Below are 26,629 nucleotides of genomic sequence, written 5' to 3'. Positions count from 1 at the left end.
GGTCTTCTCGTCGAAGATGAGGTGCTGATCAGGCGGAGACGCCGTGTTGGGCGAGGAACTGCACCGGGTTAATGGCGCTGCCATACCGGTAGACCTCGAAGTGCAGGTGGCAGCCGAACGAGCGCCCGGTGTTGCCCGCGTAGGCGATGACCTGACCGGACCTGACCCACTGGCCCGACCGCACGACGATGCCTCCGTCGCGGATGTGCGCGTAGCCGGTGCCGATTCCCCCGCCGTGCTGGATGCGGATGTAGTTTCCGTAGCCGCCGTTGTAGCCCGCATAGTCGACCGTGCCGGACTGGGCGGCGTAGATCGCCGCGCCGCAGCCGTTCGCGAAGTCCGTGCCGTAGTGGAAGCTCGAGGAGCAGCCTTGCGGGCCGCACTGCTGCGACCGGGGTCCGTAGCCGGAGCTCTTGCCGCCGCCGTGAGGACGGCACCAGCCACCGCTGCCCTGAGAGCCGCCGCCGCTGTTGCCGCCGGCGTTGGCCGCAGCTTCCGCAGCTTCGCGCTCTCTGCGCTTCTTCTCCTCGGCCGCGACACCGGCCTTGTAGCCCGCGACCGTCTTGGTCGTCGCGTCCTTGAGAGCGGCGAGCTGCGCCTGCATGGTGGCGAGGTTCGCGGACTGCTCGTCGAGCGCAGCCTGAGCGGCGTCGGCGGCCTGCTGAGCGACGACCATCTTCTCTTCGGCGATCTTCTGCAGGCGGTCGCGCTCATCACGAGCGACCACCGCCTGGTCGCTCATGGACTGCGCGGAGTTCCGGGCGGCGACCGCATCGTCGTACACCGACTGGTTGTACTCGAACAGCTTGTCCATCGTGCCGAGGCGCGCGAGCAGCTCGTCGGCATTGTCGGCGGATCCGGTGAAGAGCAGCTCGAGAGAGGTGTCATCGCCACCGTTGCGATACAGCTGCGCGGCGACCTGGCCCGCCTTCTTCGCGGACGCGTCGGCCTTCGCGGACTGCTCGTCGGCCTTGGCCTGCAGAGAGTCGGCCTCGGTGGACGCGGCGAAGAACTTCTGCTGTGCCTCGTAGAACTCGTCCGCGGCGACCTTCGCGGCCGCCTGGGTCTCGGCGACCTTCTGGGTCAGGGACTGGATGAGGCCCTCGATGCGGGTGACCTCAGCGGCCTTGGCGGCCTCGCTCTGCTTCGCCCGCTGCACATCGTCCCAACTCGGGTACGTCGCCGCGTAGGCGGCGGATACGCCTTGGGAGATGCCGAAAGCGCTGAGCGCGACGACACTGAGCACGCCGAGGCCGAGAGCGCCTCGGCGGCTGAGGCCGTCTTTGCCGAACGCTCGGCGCTCGGCAGGACTGGGCGCGCAGCCGCAATCATCTGAAGCCGCGGCAACCGCAGCATCCAGAGTTGTCTGGTCGTCGTTCACGCGGCCCCTTCCGCCGGTTTCACAAATGCCACACTAACAACAACTTTCACATCCGCACCAGGGTCGATCCGACGACGGTCATCGCACGCCTGACCCTCCCATCGTCCTCCTGAAACACGCCCGGGGGTAGCCGCCTCGCCCTCGATTCGCGATTTGCCCGGATCATCCCTTATGCTTGAGCGTCGGCAAGGAAGTCCTCCGGGACTGACTCGGCCCCATCGTTTAGCGGCCTAGGACGCCGCCCTTTCACGGCGGTAGCACGGGTTCGAATCCCGTTGGGGTCACACCTTCCGATACAATTGAAAACAAGTATGGCCCTGTAGCGCAGTTGGTTAGCGTGCCGCCCTGTCACGGCGGAGGTCGCGGGTTCAAGTCCCGTCAGGGTCGCTCCGTGCGATGAGCTCTTTCTTCGGAGAGGGCTCTTCGTCTAGGACGCGACAGGCTCGCCGGTCGCGCGGCTCTGTAGCTCAGTTGGTAGAGCGTTCGACTGAAAATCGAAAGGTCACCGGATCGATGCCGGTCGGAGCCACACGAGTGATCGTTACAATCACTCCAGAAACCCTCGCCTAGCTTCTACATGGCGGGGGTTTTGCTTTGCCCCGGTGAGGCACGGTTCTGCGCCGCTCCCCTGGGCTGTTCCGGCCCGAGCGGCGAGCGAGTGGAACTCCCGGCCGTTGCGCGAGCGCAACCGGGTTCGGGTGGACTCCGAGTGGCCGAGCCTCGCACGACGCCGGTCCGATTCACTCACCCCAAATAAAGCCGAGGAAAATAGTCATTAGGCAGTATAATGGCTACGTTTCTCGTCTTTATGAGAGGAGGTTCTCATGGTTTCCGAACTCCCCGCGATGGTTCGCAGGTCTGCCAACGAGATCGGACAGGACTTCGTCGGCTGGCGAAAAGTCCTGGGCCTAACCGCCGCCCAGGTCGCGGATCGCGCCGACGTCTCTCGAGACACGCTTCGCAAGCTCGAACATGGCGATCCCAGCGTGAGCTTCCACGTCGTACTACGAGTGGCCCGCGCCCTCGGCATCCTGGACACTCTGACTGCCGCACTTGACCCGCTCGATACCGACCTCGGCCGAGCCCGAGCGGGCCAACTCGAGCGAAAGCGCATCCGATGACGCTCTACGACGATCTCGAAGTCCACGTCGAACTCGACGGAGCAAACGTGCGTGCCGGACGCGCGCAATTCCATCGCAGCCGCGGCGGCCTCAGCTCCACGACGTTCCAGTACGACCGAGCATACCTTGAGCACACGAAGGCGTACCCGCTCGATCCCGCGCTCTCACTGGTCTCCGGCACGCAGCAGACGCCTGGACTGCCGGGCGCATTCGCAGACTCGGCGCCGGACCGCTGGGGGCGCAATCTCGTCAAGAAACGCGAGCGCACCCTCGCCCGCCAAGAGTCACGAAGACCAAGAGGCTTCGACGATGCGGATTACCTCGCCAGCGTCAGCGACATCACTCGCCAGGGGGCGATCAGATATCGGTCCGCTGACGACCCGACAGCCCCGTTCCTCGACCCCGGCCACGAGGTGCCGCGCGTGATCCGACTGCCCGAACTCCTGCGCGCGGCGGACGCAGCGGCAAGTGACGACGAGGACGACTATGAGGCGGTGAAGGTGCTGCTCGCCGCGGGAACCGGCTCGCTCGGCGGAGCCAGGCCGAAGGCGACCGTCCTCGACGAGAACGATCGTCAATTGATCGCAAAGTTCCCACACCACGAAGACGCTTGGGACGTCATGGCATGGGAGGCGACGGCGCTCGACCTCGCGGCCGCCGCTGGGGTTCAGGTCGCGCGGCATCGTCTCGTACCCGTCGATCACCGACATGCGCTCCTGCTCGACCGGTTCGACCGTGACGAGCAGGACCATCGCATCGGCTATGTGAGCGCGATGACGATGCTCGAGCACCGCGATGGAGAACACGCCGACTACGTCGACATCGCCGAGCGACTCTCAGAGATCAGCGCCCGGGCGACGGATGACGCGCATCAACTCTTCCGCAGGGTCGCCGTCAGCGTAGGGCTGAACAACACCGACGACCACCTCCGCAACCACGGCTTCCTCCGCACTCGAGGAGGCTGGACTCTGAGCCCGGCCTTCGACGTGAACCCGAACCCCGGCCCAGAGCTGCGCCAGACCACGATTGCCGGCGCCGACGTCCCCGCCGACGAAGCGGACGGGCTCATCGAACTTGCCCGGGCCTGTCGACTGTCCCCGACTGAGGCACGAGCCCTCCTCGCCGACGTGGCTGACGCGCTCGCCGCGTGGCGCGATGTCGCGATCGGGAACAACGTGCCGCCCCCGCAACTCGCGCGCTTCGAAGACTCGTTCACCGCCGGGATCCGAACTCTCCGCGAGGCATGAGGGCCCAGTAGGCTTCGGACATCATGGATGACGAGAGGTCGGCGCGGGGTCCCGGAGCGAGCGTCCGCCGGATCGAACTCACGATGCGGCGCCCCCGTTTTTCGCTCTACGCAGGGGTCAGGCCCACGCTCGTCATCGGCGAACGCGGGCAGCCGACGCAGTGGGGTCGGGGCACCTGGCAGATCCCGACCGACCGTCCCGTCGTCATCGAAGTGTTCCTCTTCAATCGCCTCTGGCGCTTCGGTCGCGCGGAAGCCTCCCTCACTCCCGAGGATGACGCGATCTGGGAGTACCGCGCCCCGGTGCTGCCCTTCCTGCGTGGTCGTCTCCGTCCCGCTTGACTCGACTCGAATCAGCTCTGCGGAAACTGCACGCTACAGGGCGTCCAGGGCCTTCCGCGCGAGCGCTGCTGCCTCCGCGGCGTCATCCACCCGCTCTGCCGCGACCGCCCGGCGCTCCTGCACCTCGGGGATGTCCCGTTCGACGTGGCTCGCCGCCACGCGGGTCCGGGTGAGTTCCGCCTCGAGCTCTTCCGCTCTCTCGGCCAGCTCGGCCGCCCGGTCTCGGAGCGCCTGTAGTTCCCTATCCTGCGTCGCGAGCTCCCGCTCCGCGGCCACCTGGTCCTTCTCGGCCGCGGCGAGGCGACGTTCGGCTTCTCTCCGCGCGCGCCGCTCCTGCAACTCGTCGGTCGGCCGCTGCGGGGCGGCTTCCCGCGAATCGATGTCGCCGGCCACAGCGTCCCGGATGTCGGTGGCCGACGCCGTGGGTTCGAGCGCCCGCAACAGCCGCCCGGAGGCGACCGCGCTCGCAGCCAGGGGATCGAAGAACGCCGCCGAGATGCTGCGCTCGACGGCTTCCCGCGTCGCGGGGGTGATGCGTTCGCCGAGAGAACCCGCGAGCTCGGCCGCCGTCTCCGCGAGCCGTCGTGTGAGGGCGCGACGTTCTCTGCCGAGCTTCGCCAGCGCAGGCGCATCCAGTTCGTCCTGCGCCTCACGAAGCTCGGCCGCCAGCCGCAGCGCCTCCCCCAGCTGGCCGGCCCGCTGCTGCGCGAACACGTTCACGACCCAGGCCGCGTTCGAGGGTTTGCGGAGTGCGAGGATGCGGGATGCGAGTTCCGCGTCGTCGACCTCGGAGGCCCGGTCCTTCCGTGACGCGACGAAGGCTTCCGGGGAGCCCGCGTACAGAGCGGCCGCGATCTCCTCGAAGGTGGGGTCGGCCATGCGCCCACGATACGCCGCACACCTTCTCCAGCGTCGGTTCGCGGCTCGACCTGGACTACTCGATCGCCAGCTGGTCGGCCCAGTCCGCACTGATCAACGATCTGGTGCCGACATTGCCGTTGCCGAGTCCCGGGTAGAAATAGAGCTGACCGGCGGGGGTGCGAGCGACCAGATCAGCGAGACCATCGCCGTTGTAGTCGACGCCTCCGGTCAGGGCGGTGAACTCCACCCACCCCGAGCCGACCGCACGGGGCGTCCCGAACCTCCCCGGCAACCCGGGATAGAAGTAGAGCGTTCCAAGACCGTCGACCGCCATCAGATCGCCACGCCCGTCGTTGTCGAAGTCGCCGCCGATGAGGAAGTGGTAGGACTGCCACCCGCCGCCGACGGTGATGTGCGGGGAACCGAACCTGCCGGATCCGTTGCCACGATAGATGGTCAGGATGCCGGACGTGGAGACACCGAGGACATCCTGCTTCCCGTCACCCGTGTAGTCGGCTCCGGAGACCACATGCAGCATGCTGTACCAGCCGTTGCCCACGGAGACGGCTGAAGCGAATCCGCCGGCGCCGTTGCCCGCATAGAATTCGAGGGCGGCGTCGGACCGCGCCACGAGGATGTCGGCCTTGCCATCGCTGTTGAAGTCGGTATGGGTGAGATGCCTACGGGTATCGCCCCACCCCGCGAACAGGGTCGTGCCCGCGGAGAAGCGCCCCGCGCCCGTGCCGGGCCGGAGACGGAGGTCACCGTTCCCGGAGATCTCGAGAAGATCGGCCTTCTTGTCACCGGTGTAATCGGCCGATCCGACACCGGGGGCCTGTCCGTCTCCGAGGCCGGGGAAGTACAGGGGAAGCGAGGCACCGCGCACGACGTTCGAGAGGCAGACGAACCCGTTGTTGACCGCGGTGTACACCGCACCTCTGAGCCGCACCTCGAAATGCAGGTGGTAAGCCGGGGAGTTGCCCGTGTTGCCGACGACGCCGATCTGCTGGCCGCGGACCACCCGGGTGCCCGGGGCATAAATCCCCGGCGAGGCCATGTGCGCATACCTCGTGACGTAGCCGCCGGCGTGCTCGACGTCGGTGTAGTTGCCGTAGCCGCTGTTCGCGGTGCGCGACTTGATGACGCCGTCGTAGGAGGCGACGATGGGCGTGCCTCCAGCTCCGGAAATGTCGATGCCGTCGTGTGCGCGGTAATTGCCCCGACAGCCGTCGCCCACCTTCGACTGGATGTTGCCCGAGGCCGGATAGACCATCTGGGGGTCGCTGGCCGCCGTCGCGGTCAGATTCGAGGACAGCGATGGTGCCGACGCACCGATCACGAGCGCGAGCACGGTCGCGATCCCGATGCGACCGAGACGCACGCGGGATGGTCGCTTCATCTCGAAGTTCTCTCTTGTTCGGCGGCCCCAGGGACGTGATGCCCTCCGCCGTCACCGTACCAGTGCGGCGGAGGTCTCCCGCGAGCACCACCGAGGAACCGATGGATCCACTGCCACCGGCGCCGTCCTGATCAGACCAGGTCGTACTCCCCGCCGTAGGGCGTCCCGCCGTCGCCGTCGTCGTGCCCGCCCTCATCGGCCGTCGAGGTCGAGATCACGACCTGTGTGGTGGAGCTGATCAGGACGCTCACCGACCGCTCCCCTGCGACGTCGAACTCGACGAATCCGCCGCCCGAGCGCATGGCCTCTTCGATCCTCCGTCTGAGGTCTGCGACATCCTGGCCCTCCGCCAGGAAGTACTCCGCCTCGTTGAGCGCGATCCGCGTGCGCATGATCGTGTACATCTCGCCTCCGGTCGTCGTCATCTTCTTCCGGTTCGCTGCTGACGCTATGCGACTCGGCTCTTCGTCGAAAAGGGGTTGCGCCGCAGGCCGGGAGGAGGCAGGGGGTCATCGATATGCCGTCGGCCGGGGCTGTGCCCTCCCTCCGAGACCGGCAAAACAGGCTCACAACTTCGCGCCGTCGCAACTAGGCTGGGACGAGCGCCTCGCCCGTCCCGACCTTCCCGGTCATGGCGGCGTGAGCCCAGACGACCTCCTCCTCCGGTCGCACGGTCCCGCACTCCGGGATGGAGCCGCAGCCCGCCGTGTGTCCACGCCAGAAAGGCAAGAACCTCATGAGCGATTCTCCCGGAAACGCCGGCCGCGACGACGAGCGCTCGCCGGACTTCTTCGACCAGCTGATCGAGACCACGCCGCGCGACCAGCAGGGTGCCTTCACGGTCGGGTTCCGCGGCTACGACAAGGCCGAGGTCGACTCTGCGCTCGCGGCCCTCCGCAATCAGCTCAAGCAGGCTGCCGCCGACGTCGCCGAGGCACAGGCCCGCGAGGAAGAGGCCGTCGAGACGGTGCGCGAAGAGGAGCGCAAGGCCCGCGAAGCCCTTGAGAGCGAGTTGGCGGCCGCGAACGCCAAGGCCTCCGACGCCGAGCAGCAGGTCGCCACGCTCACCTCCGAGCTCGTCGACACCCCGCAGCCCGACGGCGAAGAGGCTCCGTCGCGTCAGCAGTTCGAGGCGATCCTCCGCGTCGCCGAGGAGCAGGCGAACGTCCTCATCCAGAACGCGGCTGTGCAGGCCGACCGCCTGATGACTTCTGCCCGCGAGGAGGTGACCGCGCAGCGCGCCGAGGCCGAAGCCGACGCCGAGCGCATCAAGGACCAGGCACAGCGCGACGCAGATCAGGTGCGCCTGAAGATGGACACCGAGTACACGGCGCACGAGGCCCGCATCGAACGCGAAGCCGCGCATGCTGCGGAGAAGGTGAACCAGGCCGCACAGGAGGCGACGGCGATCCGCACCGAGGCGGAGAAGGGCGCCGCCGCGTTGCGTTCCCTCGTCACGCGCGAGACGACCCAGCTGCGTGCCGACGCCGAACGCGACGTCCGCGACATGAACGCCCGAGTGCTGGAGTTCGAGGAGACCCTCACCCGTCGTCAGGACGACGCGCAGCAGGAGTTCCTCGTTCTGCACAACCAGGCCGTGGCGCACGCCGAGCGCATCACCAACGACGCCAACGAGCAGGTCTCGGCGTCACTCGAACACGCTCAGCGCATCTCGGCGCGAGCGGAGGACTACGAGCGCCTGACCCGTTCACAGGCGCAGGCCATCGAAGCCGACGCGCAGGTCCGTGCTCGCGAGACCCTCGAACGCGCTCGCGCGAAGGCGCAGAAGATCGTCGACTCGGTCACCGGTCACACGACGGCAGTGCTGCACGATGCGGAGGACCGCACGCGTCAGTTGCGCTGGCAGCAGCAGCAGCTTTCGAGCTTCATGGCCGAGGTGCGCGAGCTGATCCGTCCTGACGGCATCTTCTCCGACGACGCGCTGCCGACGGAGATCACCGGAGCGGACGCACCCGGCGCAGCCCCCGCAGAGGCCGTCGCGGACGAGGCCCCGGAAGAGACCTTCCTCGGCGATGAGGTCCTCGAGGACGAGCTCGACGAGAGCCCGCTCGAGAAGATCACGATCGACGTGGTGGAGACGAAGAAGAAGTCCTCCAAGTAGTCACGCAGACGAGAGAGGCGCGAGCAGGGATTCCCTGCTCGCGCCTCTCTCGTTCCCGGACTGATCAGCGCCCGGATGGTGTCTGCGGGCTACGCCCGACCGAACTGCGCCACCGCAGGGCAGTCGAACGGGTCGGCGCCGGCAGCGAGGCCGACCCGGTTGAGGTACTCGATCACGATCAGGTACGAGCGTCCGAGGCTGGTCTCCGTGTACGGCACGTTGTTCGCGGCACAGTAGTCGCGCACGATCTCTCGCGCCTTCGCCAGATGCGGTCGCGGCATGCTCGGGAAGAGGTGGTGCTCCACCTGGTAGTTGAGTCCGCCCATGAGCCAGGTCGTCCACCATCCGCCACTGATGTTGCGGGAGGTGCGGACCTGCTTGGTGAAGAAGTCGAGACGGGCGGCGGGATCGACGATCGGCATGCCCTTGTGGTTCGGCGCGAAGGCGGCCCCCATGTAGACACCGAACACCGCGAACTGCACGCCCATGAACGCGAACGCCATCCCGAGCGGGAGCATCATGAACACGGGCACGAGGATCAGGGCGAACCGCAGTGCGATGATGCTCAGCTCGGTCCAGCGTCCCTTGACGTTCTTGGTCGTCAGGAGGTACTTCAGTCCGAGGAAGTGGAGGTTCAATCCCTCGAGCGTGAGAAGAGGGAAGAAGAGCCACCCCTGCTTGCGGGTGATCAGCTTGATCAAGCCCTTCGCCTTCGCCGCGTCCTCCTCGAGGAACGAGATGGTGTCGACCTCGATGTCGGGGTCCTTGCCGACCTGGTTCGGGTTGCCGTGGTGTTTGGTGTGCTTCGAGTCCCACCACGAGTAGCTCATGCCGATGCTGGCGATCACGATGCGTGCGAGCTTGAAGTTCGCGGGACCCGTCGTGAGGATCTGGCGGTGCGCGGCCTCGTGTCCGAGGAACGCGATCTGCGTGAGGACGATGCCGAGGCCCGCCGCGATGAGCAGCTGGAACCAGCTGTCGCCGAGCAGGATGAAGCCGGTGATGAGGCCGCCGAGAGCGACGGCGATGCCGACGGACACCAAGACGTAGAACCACTGCGTCCGGCCGAGCAGCCCGGTCTCCTTGACCACCTGCGACACCTGCTTGTACGCCTTGGCCATCGGCGGGAAATCCGCATTGCCGGAGTAGGTCTGACGAATCGGGCCCAGCGTTGCCGCGGTCGGTTCGATCTGTGTGATGGAGATGATCTTCTCCTGACGTTCGGAGCCCTTGAGCTGTGAAAGCCCAAGGCAGCCGCCCAACGCTTACCTCACAGTAGCCCCCACCGCATACGCGTCAGGGAATACATCGGAACCTCACGACGAGCGCCCAGGCGCGGTCAGTTCCGGCGTCTCGCCGCTCGGTCAGGCGGCGGCGCGGCGAGCGCGGCGCCGCCAGGCTCGCGGGAGGAAGGCAGGACCCTGCGGGGTCGGCTCGTGTGCGTCTTCGAGCGCACGGAAGGCCTCGTCGAGTGAGCCAAATGCGCCGAGCTCGGCGCCGTGGTTGTCACGCACGAGATGGGCGTTGCCGTCGAACTCGACGAAACCGGCGAACTCGCCGGCGCGGGTCGCGACGTGGACATCGTCGTCAGCCTGCTTCCAGGTCAACGGATCGGATGGAGGAAAAGTGGTCGTGCTCATGGTCATGCTCATTGCTGTGTGGCGGACACGCGTGGCGCTCCGCAAGATGTGAGATCGAGGGCGGATTCCGCACGCATCGATGTGCGCGGTCCGTGATGGCCCTGATCAGTGGCGACGTGGCGGCCGATAGGGGGCGATGCACACACGTTGCACGATCAGCATAGCAGACCGCCGCAGCGACAGACGAGACAGCCTCTTCGTCGTCAGTTCGAGGGTGGTGTGCCACCGCTCCCCGGTCCGCCTTGGCCACCTCCGGGCGCGGACCCTGCCGTGGGCTCCGTCGCCGTGTCGACGCCCACCACAAGAGCGGCCTTGTATCCCGCCGCGACACCTCCGGTCACCGTCGCGACCTGCAGAGCCCCAGAATCCTCGCCGAACACGTTGTCGCTCGCGAGGGAGATCTGCGACAGGTTCCGTGCGGAGCCGTCGTACGTCGACACGGCGTACACCGCCGTGCACGCGTCTTCCGGCAGCGCCAGCTGTGAGGTGGCGATGGCGTTGGTCGAGGCGGTGATCGAGTCGACATCGGGATAGACCTCGAAATGGATGTGCGGCCAACGGCCGGAGTAGCAGCCGGGGAAGACAGAAGTGAACGACACCTTGCCGTCGGCATCCGCAACCTGAACGCCCCGAAGGTACGTGACGTCTTCCAGACCGGAGGAGTACATCGAGTATTCGCCCTGTGCGGTGCAGTGCCAGGCGTAGACCGCGACCCCCGCGAAGGGGACGCCGCCGTTCGCCAGGTCGAGGATCTGCAGCTCGAAGGTGAGGGGCACACCGTCGGCGATCGCCGCTCCGTCGATCGACGAGCGGATATCGCGGCGGACGATCCCGGAGTCTTCGAGCACATCGGGGCCATTGGAACCGTCACCCGGATACGGTCCGGCTGTCTCATCGGGGATCTCGTCCACGCCCGTGATCGCCCCCGTTGCCCCGGAGGTCGCCGTCGACGCAGGCGTCGGCGATCCGGACGACGATCCGGGCGCGCAGGCCGCCAAGACAACGGCACCGATACCGACACCGGCGAGGCCGAGCACGCCCCTCCTGCTCATCAGGGTCCGGATGTCGAAAGCCGCCCCTTGATCGACGACCTCTTCGTCGGCGCGATCGAGAAGCCGCCCTTCGTACGTAGGACCGTCCGGTGTGTGGGTGGGTTCGGGAATGCTCATCATCTGTCTCCTGTCGAGCGACCGGTGTGGTTCACCCATGGTCCAGGAGCATCCGATCAGCGACCTTTGCCCGCGTTATGCCTCGCCTATGTCTGCCGACGCCACCGGCGGGCGAAGGACCAGCACCACGACGACGCCGACGAGGATCAGAGCCGTCAATGTCACGGGGACCGGAAGCACCGGGTCCAGCAGCACGAGAAGAGCAGCGATCGGGACGACGGTGTTCACCACGCGGTCGGCGTTCTCCCGGATCGCGATCCACCAGATGCCGAACAGGAAGATCGCGATCGGGATGGTGACGGTGAAGGAGGCCGCGACGTTGGCCAGATGGCTCTTCCCCGTCAACACGTCGAGTTCGACCTCGATCCCGGACGAGAAGGCGGCGGCCGCTGCGAACACGAAGTAATGCGTGTAGCCGTATCGCAGTGAGCGCTGGAAGCTGGTGATGGCCCGGTGGTGCGGTGGCCAAAAGTAGATCCACCACAGTGACGCCGTGACGACGAGCGTGAGCACCGAGATCGCGATCAGCGGACCAAGGCTCTCGACCTCCTCGATCGCTTCGATGATGGCGTTCGCGGACGCGAGCAGACTCTCCCCCAACACGATCAGGGTGAAGAGGCCGTAGCGTTCCGTGATGTGGTGAGGATGCCAGGGCGTCTGCTTCCGGTACTCGGCGAACACCGGGATGCCGATCTCGATGAGGGCGAAGACGATGAACGCGGCGATCTGCCAGGGTCCGCTCGGAATCACGAGGAAGAGGATCCACAGCACCTGGACCGCGGCGATGCCGAACGCGTATCGCCGTGTCGCCGAACGCAAGGGACCGGCCGAGCGTGATGCCCGCAGCCACTGCGCCACCATCGCGATGCGCATGACGACGTATCCGAGGACCGTGATCGTGAAATCGCCGTCGGTGAACGCCCGTGGGATACCCGCTGCCACCACGAGGACACCACCCATCTGAACGAACGTCGTCACGCGATAGAGCCAGTCGTCGGTGTCGAAGGACGTCGCGAACCACGTGAAGTTCATCCAGGCCCACCAGATCGCGAAGAACAGCATCGCGTACGAAGTGATGCCGTGCAGGAAGTCGCCATGGCTCAGCGCGTGGTGCAGCTGCGCAGATGCGATACTCACCGCGACGACGAACACGAGGTCGAAGAACAGCTCGAGCGTGCTGGCGGTGCGGTGCGGCTGGGCAGGATCGCGCGGCAGCATCGGGCGGAGGTGGAAGCGCGCAGTGCTCGGGTTCGCGGTCACGGCGACAGGATAGCGCCAGGGTTCATCCCCGCGGCGACACTCAATACAATCCATCGCAATGAGCGTCTTCCCCTCAAGGGCTCGATCCGCTACAGTGATCAACGTCTGCAGTGCCTGCTGTATGCAACCGCCGTTTAGGGATGGCGAGATGCGCTCCGTGATGTGGGATCACGGTGAACCAGCAGGACCCGAGGGGTCGGGACGCAGATAGATGCCGTGAACGTGGGGTTTACGGTTTGGGGAATCTGGGGAATCAAATGACGCACTGGGGAATGTTGCGTACATTCACGGCTCATGGGGCCTCGGCATGACTTCCGTCGAGGATGCCCTGAGCATCACTCGCACGGGCTTCGTGCCGGTGGCGGCTCCGCGAGCCACCAAGTCGGTGACGCGCACGGTGGTCACACCGCGCGCATCGGCGACCTTGGAACGACGTCGGCAGTGGGAGCGCGGCTATCGGATGCGCCTGCGGATCACGGATGCGGCTGTCATCCTGTTCGCGGTCGGTCTGACGGCGGCGGTCCAACTGGTCACCGACGTCTGGGCCGCCGAAGCGCTGCGCAACGCGGCGTTTCTCGGTCTGGCCTGGTATTTGATGCTGTCGGCCCTCAATACCCGGGCGGCCGCCATCTTCGGATCCGGGGCCATCGAGTACCGCCGCGTGGCACACGCCGGCGGTCTCGCCTTCGGTATCGCCGCGATCGCGGGCATCCTCCTGGAGTGGGAAGGACTGCAGCCGCTGTTCTTCGCCGCGCTCCCGGTCGGGATGCTCGGGCTTCTCGTCGCACGCTGGACCTGGCGCCGCTGGCTGCAGCAGCAGCGCTTGAGGGGACAGTACGCGTCGAGGACCCTGGTCGTCGGTGCCACCGGAGACGTCGAGTACGTGATCAAGTCTCTTCAGAAGGGTGAAGAGAACGGCTACCACGTCGTGGGGACGACGCTGCTGGATCGCAACGCCGGCGCGCTCGCCGTCGGGGAGAGCATCTACCCGGTCGTGGGCAATCTCAACACCGTCGCCGCAGCGGCGACGCAACTCGGGGCGGACACCATCATCGTGGCGAGCCGCCCCGAGGGTGAGCCCGACTTCATCAAGCAGCTCAGCTGGGAACTCGAGGGAACCGCTGCCGAGTTGGTGCTCTCGAGCCGCCTGACGGACGTCGCGGGGCCCCGTGTCTCGCTTCGCCAGGTCGATGGCCTGCCGCTGATCCAGGTGAAGATCCCGACCTATGAAGGCGGCGTCCACGTGCTCAAGCGAGCTCTCGACATCGCCGTCGCGACGGTCGCGTTGATCCCGATCGCCGTGATCACGCCGCTACTGGCTCTGCTCGTCAAGCTGGACTCACCTGGCCCGGTGTTCTTCTTCCAGGAGCGCGTCGGTCGCGACGGACGCACGTTCAAGATGGTCAAGTTCCGTTCGATGAAGACCGACGCCGAGCAGCAGCTCGCCGCTCTCAAGGAGCAGAACGACGGCGCCGGCCTCCTCTTCAAGATGAAGGACGACCCGCGTGTCACTCGAGTGGGCAAGGTTCTGCGCAAGCTGTCGCTCGACGAGCTGCCCCAGTTCTGGAATGTCCTGACCGGCGACATGAGCGTCGTCGGGCCGCGTCCGCCGCTGCAGAGCGAAGTCACGGCCTACGACGGAACCGTGTTCCGTCGCCTCTACATCAAACCCGGCATCACCGGCCTGTGGCAGGTGTCCGGACGCAGCGATCTGTCCTGGGACGAGAGCGTGCGCCTCGACCTGCACTACGTCGAGAACTGGTCGGTCATGAATGACCTGCAGATCATGTGGCGCACTGCCAAGGTCATGGTCCAGCCGAACGGAGCATACTGATGGACACCACCGAACAGGTCGAGACGACAGAGACGTCACCACGTCGACGCACGCGCTGGATCGCGGTCGCGGTTGCTTCAGCTCTCGCTCTCGTGGCCGGCGGCGTCGGAGTGGCTCTCGTCGTGAACAACGGGGCGACTCCACAGGCCGCCTCGACGTACACCCCCGTTGACGACGGCGACGCTGACGATGATGCGTCCGAAGAGCCGCTCACCACGATCCCCGCAATCGTTACCGGGCCGCTGAGTGACGATGAGAAAGCCGAAGTCGATCGCGCCACAGCCGCAGCGGACGCCGTTGTCGCCGCGCTGGACGAAGTCGCTCAGCGCGGTGACGGTTCCGCCGTCGGAGTCGAAGCGGTCGCCACCGGTTGGGTCCTCGGCGAGGTGCAATCGCACGCTCGTGAACAATTCGATCTCGGCTACAAACAGACCGGCGACGCCAGAGTGACCTCGGTCACACCGACTGCGGTCGATCTGGCTGCCAGCCCCGCCACCATCATGTTGAAGGTCTGCGTCGACGTCTCGGATATCGACGTGACCGATGCGGCAGGAAACTCTCTCAAGGACTCGCTGTACAACCCGGGCCGGCCCGTGGCCCACCTCTATGGGGCTGTCTTCGAAGACAAAACCTGGAAGATCTCGTCCCATGAAATCCCGGATGTCCAGGACTGCGACGCAGCCTGACCCGTTGGACCCGACACTCGAAGAAGGATTCCCGATGAACATCAAAGCAAAGGCGCGCGGGACGAACCCCGCCCGGGTAGCCGCAGGCGCGATCGTCGCCGCGGCCGCCCTCGTGGGTTCGTTGCTCACGCCGCTCGCCGCCGCATCGGCAACTGCTCCGCTCCCCGACGGCCTGTCACAGGAGACTGCCGCCGCCTCGTGCTGGGAGATCAAGCAGAACTATCCCCAATCCACCGACGGCGTGTACTGGCTGGTCACGCCCACCCTCGTCGCCCCGGAGGAGTTCTACTGCGACCAGACGACGTCCGGTGGCGGATGGGTGCTCATCGGGCGCGGTCGCGAAGGGTGGAAAGAGGGATACAACGGGCTGCGCACCGCCGCACAGATCCGCAACACCCCCACAGGAACCGACGCTTTCCAGCCCGCGCAGCTCCCGGCAGCGACCGTGGACGGCCTCCTCGACGGTGGTCGCGTCGACGCGTTGAGCGACGGAATCCGCCTGCGTCGAGCCACCAACACCGCGGGCACCACCTGGCAAGAGGCGCGGTTCACGTTCACGCAGCGCGACCGCTGGGTGTGGACCTTCGGCGCTGAACACCGCGTGAAGAACTACAACTTCGACGGATCGAACGGCACCGGGGGGCAGACCAACAACTTCGGCAACAACAACCAACTGCGCCGCGTCGTCTTCAGTGAGCAGTCGTCGCACAGCTACCTCAACGGCTGGGCATACGGATCCAGCCAGGGCGGAAGCACGTCGGAGACTTCCTACCTCTGGGCTCCGTCGGGACAGTCGTACGCGCGTCCCTTCACCCAGGTCTTCCTGCGGCCGCAGCTCAAGGTCGCCGATCTCGACTTCGGCACCATTCCGGCAACGGGAAGCCCTGCGACCACGGTGGCTGCGATTCCTGAGAGCGACGCGATGACCACCGTGTGGGGCGTCTCCGGCTTCGCCAACGGGAGTAGCGGCGAGCTCAACACCGAGGTGGCCGAGTTCGGCGAGGTTGACGGCAAGGTCTTCGTCGGCGGCAACTTCCGCTACGTTCAGCGGAACGAAGGCGGCTCCGGGCAAGTCGAGCAGCCTTACATCGCCGCATTCGATGTCAACACCGGCGAGTGGGTCTCGTCCTTCCGACCGCAGCTCAACGGACAGGTGAAGGCGATCGTCGGTCTGCCCGACGGACGCGTCGCCATCGGAGGTCAGTTCTCCACAGTCAACGGCACTCCGCAGGCCGGAATCGCGATCCTCGACCCGAGCACAGGGCAACTCTCCGGATGGCAGGTAGCGGCAGAACACCGGGCGACCGGAAGCGTGCCGTACATCCGCGACCTCGATGTTCAGGACGACTTCCTCTACGTCGCCGGATCGCTCACTCATCTGAGTGCGGTCGGATCCACCACGAGCGCGAGCACCTGGAACGGTGGCCGGATCAGCCTGACCACCGGGCGCCCCGACACGAACTGGAACGCCTTCCTCAACGGCACCTCGATCGCTGTGGATGCCTCCGACCAGGGAGACCGTACGTACTTCTCCGGCTATTTCAAGATGAAGCAGACGACCTCGACGCCCAGCGCGGCCGCCATCCAGACAGGAGCCGGCGCACCGCTGGTCGACCCGCTCTGGGTTCCCAAGTTCAGCAAGGCTTCGATCGACGCCTCGGGCAACTACTCCGGCAACATCTGGCAGCTCGGCGTGACAGAGGCCGGCGGCAAGGTGTGGCTCGGCGGTTCTGAGCACTCGCTCTTCTCCTACGATCGAAACACCTTCGAGCGCGTCGGTGGCTCGATCACCAAGGCCGGCGGCGACTTCCAGACGGTCGAGCACAACGCTTCGCTCGTCATCGGCGGATGCCACTGCGGCCACTGGGTCTACCAGGACGCCTACGAGTGGAGCAACGTCGGCAAGGGGTGGACGCAGGCCGACAAGATGAACCTCATGGGCGCGTGGGACGCGCAGACCGGCAAGTTCGTCAAGGAGTGGTCGCCCGTCGTGCAGGCGCGTGCAGGATACGGCGCGTGGGGCACCTTCTTCGACAGCACCGGCGTCCTTTGGGCCGGAGGCGACTTCAGGCGATCCGTCAGGGCCGGCGAAGTCAACCAATGGTCCGGCGGGTACATCCGGTTTGCTCCCAAGGACACGACCGCGCCGACGACGCCAGGGCCGATCACCGCGACTCCCGGGAACGGCGGCAGCGAGGCGACGCTGACCTGGGCGGCGTCCACCGACGCGGGTGGCGTCTCGTATGAGGTTCTCCGCGACAGCCGGGTGATCGCAACGACCACCACGACGACGTACACGGTGCCGATCACCGAGACTCCGACGAACTACTTCGTCCGGGCTCGGGACGGCGGTGGAAACCGTTCTGCGAGCACCGCAGCCTTCGTCGCCGAGCCCGCTCCGGAGAGCGCACTCACGTTCATCGAGAACGGCGCGACCTGGTCCTGGCGATACACCACGGACGCGTTGCCTACCGATTGGAACAGCACGGACTTCGACGACACGGCCTGGAATGTCGGCGACGGCTTCTTCGCCCGCGGCGTGGCCTCGGCGACCACGGACATCGACCCGACCAACCTCGCGCCGAAACCTCTCAGCGCACAGTTCCGCAACGAGTTCCAGGTCACGAACGCACTGAGCGTCGTCGACGGCAAGATCTCGGTGATCGCGAACGACGGAGTCGTGCTGTATCTCAACGGCGTCGAACTGGGCCGGGAGCGGATGCCTGCAGGCACTCTCACGCAGAACTCTTACGCGACGGGCGTGATCTCGCACACCGGGGCGGCGGCGAACCGCGTCACCTTCGACGTGCCACAGGGCATCCTCGTGGACGGCACCAACGTCCTCGCTGCCTCCGTGCACGCCAACTACCGATCGACTGCTGACATCAGCTTCGATCTCGCCTTCACCGCAGAGCGTGGGGAAGCGCCGACGGCTCCGAACACTGTGACCGGGCTCTCGGGCACGAGCACGTTCGACTCGGCCAGCCTCACCTGGACCGCTCCCACGAGCGGGACGACCCCGCTGTCCTATGTGATCAGCCGGGACGGCGAGCAGGTGGGTACGACGGACGCGGCCACGACGACGTTCACGGAGAGCGGTTTGGCCGCATCTACCGAGTACGAGTACAGCGTCGTCGCCGTCGGAGTCGGCGACCTCACCTCCGCACCGGCTGTCACGCAGGTGACGACCGCCGCACCGCCGGCGGACGACGAGGTGCCGGTCACGATCTCGAGCGGCTCCACCTGGTCGTGGCGCTACTCAACGGATCCTCTGGCTGCCGATTGGAACGCCACCGGCTTCGACGCGTCCGCCTGGAACTCGGGCGCGGCTGTCCTTGCACGGGGCGTTGCCAGCGCAGCGACGAACATCGATCCGACGAACCTCTCCACCAAGCCGCTCAGCGCCCAGTTCCGCCACGCCTTCACTGTGACGGATCCGTCAACGGTGCAAGACGGCACCATTACCGTGACGGCGGATGACGGGGTGGTCGTCTACCTCAATGGCGTCGAGCTGGGGCGCGCGAACCTCGGAGCCGGAACGCTCACGCAGAACTCGTACGCGACCGCTGTGCCGCGAGCGAGTACTGCCGCGGCCAACCCGGTCACCTTCTCGGTGCCGGCGAACCTGCTCGTCGAGGGAGACAACGTGATCGCGGCCTCGGTCCACGCGAACTACCGCGCGACACCCGATCTGAGCTTCGACCTCGCATTGAGTATGCTTCGCGGATGAGCCGGCTCTCCTACACCGAAGCACGCCGAGCGCTCGCCTCCGCCCAGAAAGCGGGGGCGGGCGTTCCCGCGTACCTCCGATGGGTCAATCGCCCTCTGGGCGGAAAAGCAGCGGTCGTGGGAGCGACGTGGGGTGCCACCCCGAACGGCGTCACCGCACTCTCCGCCGTGATCGGGCTGGCGGGCGTGGGGGTGCTGGCCGCGGTCACAGATTGGTGGGCCGGCCCCCTCGCCGCTGTGCTTCTTCTCGTCGGATACGTTCTCGACTCCGCAGACGGTCAGCTCGCGCGCATCCAAGGGCGTGGCGGCCCCGCAGGTGAATGGCTGGACCATGTCGTGGACGGCGTACGCGCACCCCTGGTGCACATCTCCGTCGCGATCCACCTGCTGCGGACGGATGCCGCCCCTTGGCTCATCCTCTGCGCCGGGCTCTTCTCCGTCCTCGTGTCCGGGTGGTTCCTCTCTCAACTCCTCGCCGAGAAGCTCCTCCCGAAACCGGTGCCTTCCTCCGACGACGGCCGCCGTGGCATCCTGGAATCCTTCATCAAGCAGCCGCAGGATCCCTCCACGACGTATGTGGTCGTGGCATTCGTCGGACTGCCGATCGTCTTCGCCGTGCTCTATGCGGCGTTGTTCGCCTGGCACATACTGATCTTCGCGGGCTCACTCCGCCGCAAGTACTCACAGCTCACCGCACTCTGACCCCGGACGAACCTCGCATGGCTTCACTCATCGCCTCCCCGAGTCGATCGCTCATCGCGGCGACCGGCCAAGACGCGAGCCTCGAAGTCGAGCCGAGGGTCCTGCCCGCCTGGCCCGTCCTCACGGTCCTCTGGGGCTACCCGCTGTTCTGGTTGGTGGGGATGCTCCCCTTCGCCTCCGTCATCATGGCGATCCCGATGCTCGCACTGCTGATCATGCGAAGGCGCATCCTGATCGTGCCGGGAATCCTCCCCTGGATCGGCTTCGTGCTGTGGATGATCCCGTCCGCCCTGATGATCGACCAACTCGGACGAGGCGTCGGACTCGGCGTGCGGTTCAGTCAGTTCCTCGCGCTGGCCATCATCATGGTCTACATCGTCAACGCTCGGACGTCGCTGTCTCCGAAGCGGATCTTCAACGGGCTCACGTTCATCTGGATGTTCGTGATCGTCGGCGGCTACCTGGGGATGTTCTTCCCCGAGGTGCAGCTCACGATGACGATCGGACGATTGCTGCCCGACGCGATCTCGAGCAACGACTACGTGTCGGAGCTGGTGTTCCCCACGCTGGCCGAGATCCAGACGCCGTGGGGTGCCGAAGAACCGTTCGTCCGTCCTTCCGCACCGTTCTCCTACACCAACGGCTGGGGCGCTGCCATGGCGGTGCTCACGCCGATCGCCATCGGGACGGCGATCGGACACCGCACCGCCCGCGCGATGTGGGTGCTCGTCATCGCGTTGGTCGCTGCGATCCCCCCCGCGATCGCCACCACGAACCGTGGGCTCTTCCTCGGTATCGCCGGCGCCGTCGCCTACGTGCTCTTCTGCCTCCTGATCCGGGGTCGCCTGCTCGCGTTCTTCTGGGTCACCATGCTGGGCCTCGCCGGTGCCGTCATCCTCTTCCTCTCCGGCTTCCTCGACGGCATCGTCGCACGGCAGGAGACGGTCGACACGACCGAAGGTCGCGGCAATCTCTATGCGGAGACGTGGGAGAGGACTCTCCAATCCCCTGTGATCGGGTGGGGTGCACCAAGGCCCAGCACGTGGAGCGAGATCTACGTGGGCACTCAGGGGGCGATCTGGAACGCCATGTTCTGCTTCGGCCTCGTGGGCCTCTTCCTGTTCCTCGGCATGATCGTCCTGGGTGCGGTTCGTACGTTCGACGCCCCCAATCTCTCCGCCGTCTGGATCCATGCGAGCGTCGTCGTCACCGTCTTCTTGTCGATCTTCTATGGACTCGACCGTCAGCTCGTCTTCGTCGGGATCGCGCTCGCGGTGCTTCTGCGAGAGAAGTACTTGGGCAACTCGTCGTACTGGACGCCTCAGCCGACTCCGTTCGCTAGAGCCAAGAATGAGGAGTGAGGGTCTCGCGCGGAGCGGAGTGATCAGTCTCTTCGGTTCCGCCTTCGCGGCGCTCGCCGCGCTTCTCCTCACGGCAATCGTAGGAAACACGCTCGGCGCCAGCGGTACCGGCCTGTTCTTCCAGGCGATGGGTATCTTCACGATTCTCACCCAGGTTCTGAGGCTCGGCACGAACAGCGGCATCGTCCGGTTCATCTCGGAGCAGCGAGCCTTCGACCGTGTCGGCGCCGAATGGCGGATCGTCCTCTTCGCAGCCGTTCCCGTCGCGATCGTTTCCGGCCTCGTCTCCCTGGCGGTTTGGTTCTTCGCCGACGCGCTCGGCGCCTGGCTTGCTGCGCCGACGGAGGCCGATACGCTCGCCGATCTCCTTCGTGCGATGGTTCCGTACATCGTCATGGGTGCACTCATCGGTGTCCTTCAGATCGCCGCACGTATGCTCCGCGGCGTCACCGCCTTCACTCTGCTGCAGAGTGTCCTCCTTCCGGCGAGCCGCCTGCTCACAGTGCTGCTCGCCGTCTCCCTCGCCGGAGTGGCGGCATGGGGTGCGTTCGAGGCGTGGCTGTGGCCCTTGCCGGTCTGGCTCGTCATCACCGTGATCGTCGTGGCGACGCCGTTGATCCGTGATTTCCGCCGGCGAGCGGAGAGTCCGCCGACGGGGCGGCCGTCACTCGCGTCCTTCTGGCGCTTCAACGCGCCGCGCTCGGTGAGTTCGGGGCTCGAGACGGCCCTGGAGTGGTCGGATGTGCTGATCATCGCGGCGGTGGCTTCTCCGGCCGCAGCCGGCGTCTACGCCGTCATCACTCGGGCGGTGCGAGCGGGCGGCGTCGTGGACAAGGCAATGCGTGTTGCCGTGTCTCCCACGATCTCGGCGCTGCTCGCTCGCGAGAACTACAGTGAGTCGACGCGACTGCACACCTCGGTCGTGCGCGCGATGATCCTGATGAACTGGCCGTTCTACATGCTCCTCATCGCCATGGGACCCGCCGTGCTCGACATCTTCGGTGACGAGTTCCGCTCGGGCTGGGGACCGATGATCCTGCTATCACTCGCGATGATGTTCCAGACCGCGTGCGGGATGCTGCAGAGCATCCTGCTCCAAGGCGGGAAGAGCACATGGCAGATGTACAACAAGAGCATCGCCCTGGCATTGAGCATCACAGGAAACCTGGCGCTCGTCCCCCTGATGGGCATCTGGGGTGCGGCAGTGACGTGGGTGTTGGTGGTCGTCGCGGACAACATGATCGCCGCCGTACAGGTGCACCGTGGAATGCATGTCGACCTTCAGCCGAGGAAGCTCGTCGGAGCCATGATCCCGCCCGTCGTCATCTTCGGCGGCGGCGGCCTGCTCTTCACCTGGTGGGGCGGCTCGAGTCTTCTCATCCTGCTACTTGCCGGCGTCGTACTCTGCCTGATCTATGGCGTGGTTCTCTGGCTTCTTCGACGCCTCCTGCACATCGAGTCGCTCTGGCGCCGAATACCATTCGTCGGCCGCTGGGCGTGATGCTCGAGACGGACTCGATCAGCCGCGAAGCTTCGCCGAGAGGATGGCGGCACCGCTGCGCAAGGATCGCGGGATGAACGCGTACCAGGGCGCTCGTCGGATCGGGCGCTCGAGCAACGTGCGCACCGCATCGGCGCCGGGGGTCGCGATGGTCCCTGACGCGGGGATCTCGCCAGACAGAGACTGGTCGAGGAGGGTCGCGAGCTCGGACGCCGTGAGCGCCCGACGGATGATGCCTAGGTCAGCCATCTCAGCGCTGAAGACAAGCTGATGGTCATCGACCACCTCGCCTCCTCCGGGTACGCGGGGCACGACGATCGGAACGATACCGAGTGCCCGCATGTCCATCACGCCGCCTGCACCCCCTTGGAGCACGACGGCGTCCGCGTGGCGGCATAGGTCCAACAGCTCCGAGTACGGAAGGATCTCGACGTTCTCCGCACCCGCGACGGGCACTGACGGTCCGTGCTGCATGACGACGCGCGCATCTGGGTTCTTTCGAAGCCACTCCTCCACCCAGGCAGACAAACGGTCGAACGGCAGATGGTAGGTGCCTGCGGAGACGACGATCAGCGCGGCGCTCACAGCACGACCCCCACGTTTCGTGAGCCAGGGTAGAACTGGCGCATCTGCTCCCACTGCACGAGGAACTCATCGGCGAACGGGTATACGAGCCGACCGCTCAATCCCGGCGACGTGATTCGGTCCACGGGTTCGAGATACACCGTCCTGGCGCCGAAGAGCCGAGCCTGCGTGAAGAACGGAAGCGCGATCGCGGCGCCTGTGGAGAAGACGATGTCGGGGCGTTCTGCCGCCAGGACCCGACGCGCCAGCGCGAAGTTCTTCAACAGGTTCGGCAGATTGCGGACCGTCGGGTAGTGGATCTCGTACACCTTCTCCTCGGCGAGCCGTGAGCGCGCGTCCTCGACGGGGAACGTCGCCCACGACCTCTCGTGCTCTCCCCACCACTCGCGCAGCGCGAGAGCCTGAGTGAGATGCCCACCCGACGAACAGGCGATGAGGACCTTCATGCGATCAGATCCCTCGTCCGAGCTTTTGGACGATCTTCGTGATCGCTTGAGGTGTGACGAGCTTCCAGGAGATCGCGACCGCGAGCATCGCCTTCACCTGCTTGGGGTTGTGGCGGAGCGCCTTGCGCGCCCACGCCCTGGCACCGCGTGCGTCTCCGCTCGCCGCGAGCGCAAACGCGACCTGCGCCTCTATCCGGCCGAGCGCGGCGGGGATCGAGGCGAAATCCGGATGCTTGCGCAACAGGTATTGCAACGCCTCCGCGTATGAGGCCCACTGCCCGAAGTAGTACGACTGCCCCTTCCACAGAACGCGCACGAGCGGTTCGTTGACCACGCTCACGAGGCCGAGCGAGGACGCGCGCAGGAGGATGTCGTAGTCTTCCCCGTAGCTGCGCGGGAGGTCCTCATCGATGAGACCGAGCTCACCCAGGAGCAGTTCTCGGCGGAACATCAGACTCGAGGAATGCAGACCCGGGTTGCGATTGCGCAGGAAAGCCTCATGCGAGAGCTCTTCATCGGGAACGAGACGCACGTGAGTGCTCTCCCCGTCGTCGATGATCATGGCCGTCCCGACGACGATCGCCTCCGGTTCCTCCTCGAAGCGGCGGAGTTGGGCGTCGAGCTTTCCCGACAACCACTCGTCGTCATCATCGAGGAAAGCCACGAGGCGACCCTCGGCCGCGTCGATGCCCGAGTTTCGAGCACCAGCCAGGCCTCGGCTGCGTGAGTTGGCGATTCCCCGGACGATCCAGCCTTCCGGGATCTCGAGTTCCGGAACCTCGATGGGGCAGGCGTCGAAGACGATGATGACTTCCCCGCCTACCGAGGTCTTCTGCGCCAGCACGCTCTCGACGGCGAGCTTCATCAGCTCGGGTCTATTGTGTGTCGGCACGACGACAGAAACTTCACGCAGCATGCGCACTCCCCTTATGTGACGCATCCGACCCACGTCGGACGTGATCGGAATCCCCAGATGTTCGGCAGGCCCCATCCCGCCGAGAAGTCCCCACTGACATCAGCGCGGCCTTCGGGTTAGTATATCGAATGGAGCGCCCGTGGGAAGGGGCTCCATTCGAGGGGAAAATCTGGGGAAGGGGATTTTGTCGTGCCAGAAGAAGCTGTCACACGACGCATTCGCGTCGGAGTCGTGGGAGTCGGCAAGATGGGCTTGTCTCATCTCGCGATCGTTCGCGCACTGAAGAACATCGAGCTCGTGGGGGTCGTTGACGCAACGGACTACCTCCTCGACATCTTGAACAAGTACACGGGAGCGGCAACGTACTCGTCGCTCGACAAGATGCTCGACGAGGCGAAGCCGGAAGCGATCTTGATCGCGACACCGACCGGTTCACACGCGGCCCTGGTCCGCAGCGCCCTCGAGCAGGGTGTGCATGTCTTCTGCGAGAAGCCGCTGACCCTCACCGCTGTCGAGTCGGCGGAACTCACCGCTCTCGCCGCCACGAAGGGGCTCGTCGCTCAGGTCGGCTATCACAACCGCTTCATCGCGACGTTCCAAGAGGTCAAGCGCCTTCTCGATCTGAATGCGATCGGCAACGTCACTCATGTGCTCGCGGAGGCGTACGGTCCCGTGGTGCTCAAGCCCAAGGGCTCGACCTGGCGGAGCAAGCGCACGACAGGCGGCGGGTGTCTGTACGACTACGCCGCCCATCCTCTCGACCTCGTGCACTGGTACCTGGGGACGCCGCAAGGAGTGCGCGGCTCCGTGCTGAACAGCATCTTCTCTGCAGACACCGATGATGAGGTCTATTCCACGCTCGACTACGCGGACGGACTCAGCGTGCAGCTCTCGGTCAACTGGTCCGATGAGTCGTATCGGAAGATGTCCACGTCCATGACGGTCACCGGCTCGCAGGGACGCATCGTCGCCGACCGGCAAGAGATCCGCGTGTACCTGCGCGACGGTGCGGCTATCCCGGAGGGCTATCGGGCCGGGTGGAACATCCTGTACACGACCGACCTGACCGAGCAGGTCTCTTTCTATCTCCGTGGTGAGGAGTACAGCGCTCAACTCGAGGCCTTCGTCGCGGCGATCGCTGCAGGAGAGAAGGAAGCCCGGCAGAACAGCTTCGCCAGTGCCTCCGAGACCGATCGAGTGATCGAGTGGATCCTGCAGGATGCCGCGACAGGAACCGCGACCGGGGCGGCACCGATCGCGATCACCACAGCACCTGCGCCGAAACGCGGGTTGTTCGGACGGGGGAAGAGGGCATGAGCGAGATCACGACCACGGGCATGGATCGTCTCCTGCTCGGCGACAACCAGTTCTTCGGCATCAATCACATGTCCGAAGAAAAGGCGCGCGCGCAGGCGATCCGATTCCAGGACACCCAGGCGATCATCGATGTCATCGACATCGCGTACGACAACGGCATCCGGACGCTCATGTGCACCACGCACGAGCGCATCGCAGAGGTCTGCGACCACGTGCGCGCGAATCCCGACCGCTACGCCGACTATCGGTTCTACCCGTGCATGCCTTACGCGCACAAGTACGCCAACGCCGTCACCGATCACGGGATGTTGGGCGCGCTGAAGCAGTTCCTCCCCGACGAAGGACTACTGAACGCGGCTCTGCGAGGAGGCAAATCTTTCGTCAAGAAAGATATCGAAGGCATCATCACTCTGCTCGTGGATGCCGAGATGAAGATGTTCCAGGGGCTCAACACCCCTGTGATCTTCCTCCAGAACGTCGTCGTCGACCTCATGCTCGGACTCGGGTTCGACGAGGCCTTCGTCATCTTCGACCGGCACGTCCGCGAACGTTACGGCGCCGAGCCGGCCTACATCACCATGAATCTGCCGATGCTGCTCGACACACTCGATCGTGTCGGTATCGAGAACCCGATCGTGTGCGCGAACATCAACGAGATCGGGTTCCGCATGTCCGGGGGCATCGAGGCGTACGAGGCTGCCCTGCGCGAGCGGCCCTTCCGCCCGGTCGCCATGTCGGTGTTCGCTTCGGGAGCGATCCCGCCGCGCCGCGCCCTCGAGTGGATCCATGATCACGCGAACGTCGAGGCGATCGTTTTCGGGGCATCGTCGCGGGCGTCGATCACGAGCACGACCGAAATTGTCAGGGACCTTTGGGGAAAGGAACCCGTACACTAGGCCGAAACACGTCAACAGGATGCATCGAGGGGGAAAGCTCGTCCCGCATCCACAACCCGGATAAGGCTCCGGCGAACCGCGTTGCGCGTGCAACTCGACTTCGCACCCCCTCGAT

Annotated in this window: 23 protein-coding genes and 3 tRNA genes; 15 read left to right on the top strand and 11 right to left on the bottom strand. The window is 65.8% G+C overall.

All coding sequences use genetic code 11. From position 1 onward, the window contains the following. Nucleotides 1-28 precede the first annotated feature (28 nt). Entirely contained in the window at nt 29-1,381 is a 1,353-nt protein-coding gene (locus LRQ07_RS02670) for a M23 family metallopeptidase (protein ID WP_256535763.1), read from the bottom strand. 211 nt (nt 1,382-1,592) lie between these two features. Here LRQ07_RS02670 and LRQ07_RS02665 point away from each other — a divergent pair. The 6 genes from LRQ07_RS02665 (at nt 1,593) to LRQ07_RS02640 (ending at nt 4,090) form a co-directional block, all read left to right on the top strand. Next, a tRNA-Glu gene (locus tag LRQ07_RS02665) sits at nt 1,593-1,665 on the top strand. A 29-nt stretch (nt 1,666-1,694) separates the two neighbouring features. After that, a tRNA-Asp gene (locus LRQ07_RS02660) sits at nt 1,695-1,768 on the top strand. A 69-nt stretch (nt 1,769-1,837) separates the two neighbouring features. After that, nucleotides 1,838-1,910 (top strand) — tRNA-Phe (locus LRQ07_RS02655). Nucleotides 1,911-2,205: 295 nt separating this feature from the next. Further along, nucleotides 2,206-2,502 (top strand): helix-turn-helix domain-containing protein, encoded by a 297-nt coding sequence (locus LRQ07_RS02650; RefSeq protein WP_308195870.1) that lies wholly within the window; start codon nt 2,206-2,208, stop codon nt 2,500-2,502. After that, complete coding sequence (locus LRQ07_RS02645) at nt 2,499-3,749, top strand: type II toxin-antitoxin system HipA family toxin (protein WP_256535762.1); 1,251 nt, start codon at nt 2,499-2,501, stop codon at nt 3,747-3,749. The genes LRQ07_RS02650 and LRQ07_RS02645 overlap by 4 nt, the downstream gene beginning before the upstream one ends. Before the next feature lie 23 nt (nt 3,750-3,772). Further along, complete coding sequence (locus LRQ07_RS02640; RefSeq protein WP_256535761.1) at nt 3,773-4,090, top strand: hypothetical protein; 318 nt, start codon at nt 3,773-3,775, stop codon at nt 4,088-4,090. 33 nt (nt 4,091-4,123) lie between these two features. Here the strand turns inward: LRQ07_RS02640 and LRQ07_RS02635 are convergent, their stop codons facing one another. The 3 genes from LRQ07_RS02635 to LRQ07_RS02625 form a co-directional block, all read right to left on the bottom strand. Next, nucleotides 4,124-4,969: a transposase gene (locus tag LRQ07_RS02635; protein ID WP_256535760.1), complete on the bottom strand. Its 846-nt coding sequence runs from the start codon at nt 4,967-4,969 to the stop codon at nt 4,124-4,126. A gap of 55 nt (nt 4,970-5,024) precedes the next feature. Further along, nucleotides 5,025-6,350 (bottom strand): VCBS repeat domain-containing M23 family metallopeptidase, encoded by a 1,326-nt coding sequence (locus LRQ07_RS02630; RefSeq protein ID WP_256535759.1) that lies wholly within the window; start codon nt 6,348-6,350, stop codon nt 5,025-5,027. 131 nt (nt 6,351-6,481) lie between these two features. Then, the gene (locus LRQ07_RS02625; protein WP_231554993.1) at nt 6,482-6,775 is read right to left on the bottom strand and encodes a hypothetical protein; all 294 of its coding nucleotides are present in this window, start codon (nt 6,773-6,775) and stop codon (nt 6,482-6,484) included. Nucleotides 6,776-7,086: 311 nt separating this feature from the next. On the opposite strand from LRQ07_RS02625, the gene LRQ07_RS02620 reads away from it, so the two are divergent. Then, nucleotides 7,087-8,472: a cell division initiation protein gene (locus LRQ07_RS02620; protein WP_256535758.1), complete on the top strand. Its 1,386-nt coding sequence runs from the start codon at nt 7,087-7,089 to the stop codon at nt 8,470-8,472. An 89-nt stretch (nt 8,473-8,561) separates the two neighbouring features. Here LRQ07_RS02620 and LRQ07_RS02615 read toward each other — a convergent pair whose 3' ends face one another. From LRQ07_RS02615 to LRQ07_RS02600, 4 genes are all read right to left on the bottom strand, one after another. Then, nucleotides 8,562-9,734, bottom strand: coding sequence for a fatty acid desaturase family protein (locus LRQ07_RS02615; RefSeq protein WP_205802341.1), 1,173 nt, complete (start codon nt 9,732-9,734; stop codon nt 8,562-8,564). 102 nt (nt 9,735-9,836) lie between these two features. Further along, nucleotides 9,837-10,112 carry a hypothetical protein gene (locus LRQ07_RS02610; RefSeq protein ID WP_256535757.1) on the bottom strand — a complete coding sequence of 92 codons (276 nt, stop codon included), beginning with the start codon at nt 10,110-10,112 and terminating at the stop codon, nt 9,837-9,839. Nucleotides 10,113-10,315: 203 nt separating this feature from the next. After that, nucleotides 10,316-11,284 (bottom strand): intradiol ring-cleavage dioxygenase, encoded by a 969-nt coding sequence (locus tag LRQ07_RS02605; RefSeq protein WP_256535756.1) that lies wholly within the window; start codon nt 11,282-11,284, stop codon nt 10,316-10,318. 72 nt (nt 11,285-11,356) lie between these two features. Next, complete coding sequence (locus LRQ07_RS02600; RefSeq protein WP_256536458.1) at nt 11,357-12,499, bottom strand: low temperature requirement protein A; 1,143 nt, start codon at nt 12,497-12,499, stop codon at nt 11,357-11,359. Nucleotides 12,500-12,848: 349 nt separating this feature from the next. Here LRQ07_RS02600 and LRQ07_RS02595 point away from each other — a divergent pair, with 349 nt between their 5' ends. From LRQ07_RS02595 to LRQ07_RS02570, 6 genes are all read left to right on the top strand, one after another. Next, nucleotides 12,849-14,375, top strand: a complete 1,527-nt coding sequence (locus tag LRQ07_RS02595; RefSeq protein WP_256535755.1) for a sugar transferase — start codon at nt 12,849-12,851, stop codon at nt 14,373-14,375. Between the two features lie 110 nt (nt 14,376-14,485). Next, nucleotides 14,486-15,061, top strand: coding sequence for a hypothetical protein (locus tag LRQ07_RS02590; RefSeq protein WP_153243524.1), 576 nt, complete (start codon nt 14,486-14,488; stop codon nt 15,059-15,061). Between the two features lie 34 nt (nt 15,062-15,095). Beyond that, nucleotides 15,096-18,791, top strand: a complete 3,696-nt coding sequence (locus tag LRQ07_RS02585) for a fibrinogen-like YCDxxxxGGGW domain-containing protein (RefSeq protein ID WP_256535754.1) — start codon at nt 15,096-15,098, stop codon at nt 18,789-18,791. After that, nucleotides 18,788-19,492 (top strand): CDP-alcohol phosphatidyltransferase family protein, encoded by a 705-nt coding sequence (locus LRQ07_RS02580; protein ID WP_256535753.1) that lies wholly within the window; start codon nt 18,788-18,790, stop codon nt 19,490-19,492. Before LRQ07_RS02585 ends, LRQ07_RS02580 begins: the two co-directional genes overlap by 4 nt. 17 nt (nt 19,493-19,509) lie before the next feature. Then, complete coding sequence (locus LRQ07_RS02575) at nt 19,510-20,853, top strand: O-antigen ligase family protein (protein WP_248569787.1); 1,344 nt, start codon at nt 19,510-19,512, stop codon at nt 20,851-20,853. Between the two features lie 19 nt (nt 20,854-20,872). Then, complete coding sequence (locus LRQ07_RS02570) at nt 20,873-22,354, top strand: lipopolysaccharide biosynthesis protein (RefSeq protein WP_194239341.1); 1,482 nt, start codon at nt 20,873-20,875, stop codon at nt 22,352-22,354. Nucleotides 22,355-22,372: 18 nt separating this feature from the next. Here the strand turns inward: LRQ07_RS02570 and LRQ07_RS02565 are convergent, their stop codons facing one another. Genes LRQ07_RS02565 through LRQ07_RS02555 form a run of 3 tightly spaced genes read right to left on the bottom strand, consistent with a single transcriptional unit; the run spans nt 22,373 to nt 24,301 of the window. Continuing rightward, entirely contained in the window at nt 22,373-22,939 is a 567-nt protein-coding gene (locus LRQ07_RS02565) for a glycosyltransferase (protein WP_153243520.1), read from the bottom strand. Beyond that, nucleotides 22,936-23,385 carry a PssD/Cps14F family polysaccharide biosynthesis glycosyltransferase gene (gene pssD, locus LRQ07_RS02560; protein WP_153243519.1) on the bottom strand — a complete coding sequence of 150 codons (450 nt, stop codon included), beginning with the start codon at nt 23,383-23,385 and terminating at the stop codon, nt 22,936-22,938. The genes LRQ07_RS02565 and pssD overlap by 4 nt, the downstream gene beginning before the upstream one ends. 4 nt (nt 23,386-23,389) lie before the next feature. Beyond that, nucleotides 23,390-24,301, bottom strand: a complete 912-nt coding sequence (locus LRQ07_RS02555; RefSeq protein WP_256535752.1) for a glycosyltransferase family 2 protein — start codon at nt 24,299-24,301, stop codon at nt 23,390-23,392. A 189-nt stretch (nt 24,302-24,490) separates the two neighbouring features. Here LRQ07_RS02555 and LRQ07_RS02550 point away from each other — a divergent pair, with 189 nt between their 5' ends. Together LRQ07_RS02550 and LRQ07_RS02545 are read left to right on the top strand one after the other, a co-directional pair. After that, nucleotides 24,491-25,618, top strand: a complete 1,128-nt coding sequence (locus tag LRQ07_RS02550; RefSeq protein WP_256535751.1) for a Gfo/Idh/MocA family protein — start codon at nt 24,491-24,493, stop codon at nt 25,616-25,618. Then, a complete protein-coding gene (locus LRQ07_RS02545; RefSeq protein ID WP_256535750.1) occupies nt 25,615-26,514 on the top strand; it encodes a hypothetical protein in 900 nt (299 codons plus the stop codon). Before LRQ07_RS02550 ends, LRQ07_RS02545 begins: the two co-directional genes overlap by 4 nt. Nucleotides 26,515-26,629 lie beyond the last annotated feature (115 nt).

The organism is Microbacterium sp. J1-1 (assembly GCF_024498615.1).
Lineage (GTDB): Bacteria > Actinomycetota > Actinomycetes > Actinomycetales > Microbacteriaceae > Microbacterium > Microbacterium aurugineum.
This window is presented reverse-complemented; position numbering and strand designations above follow the sequence as displayed.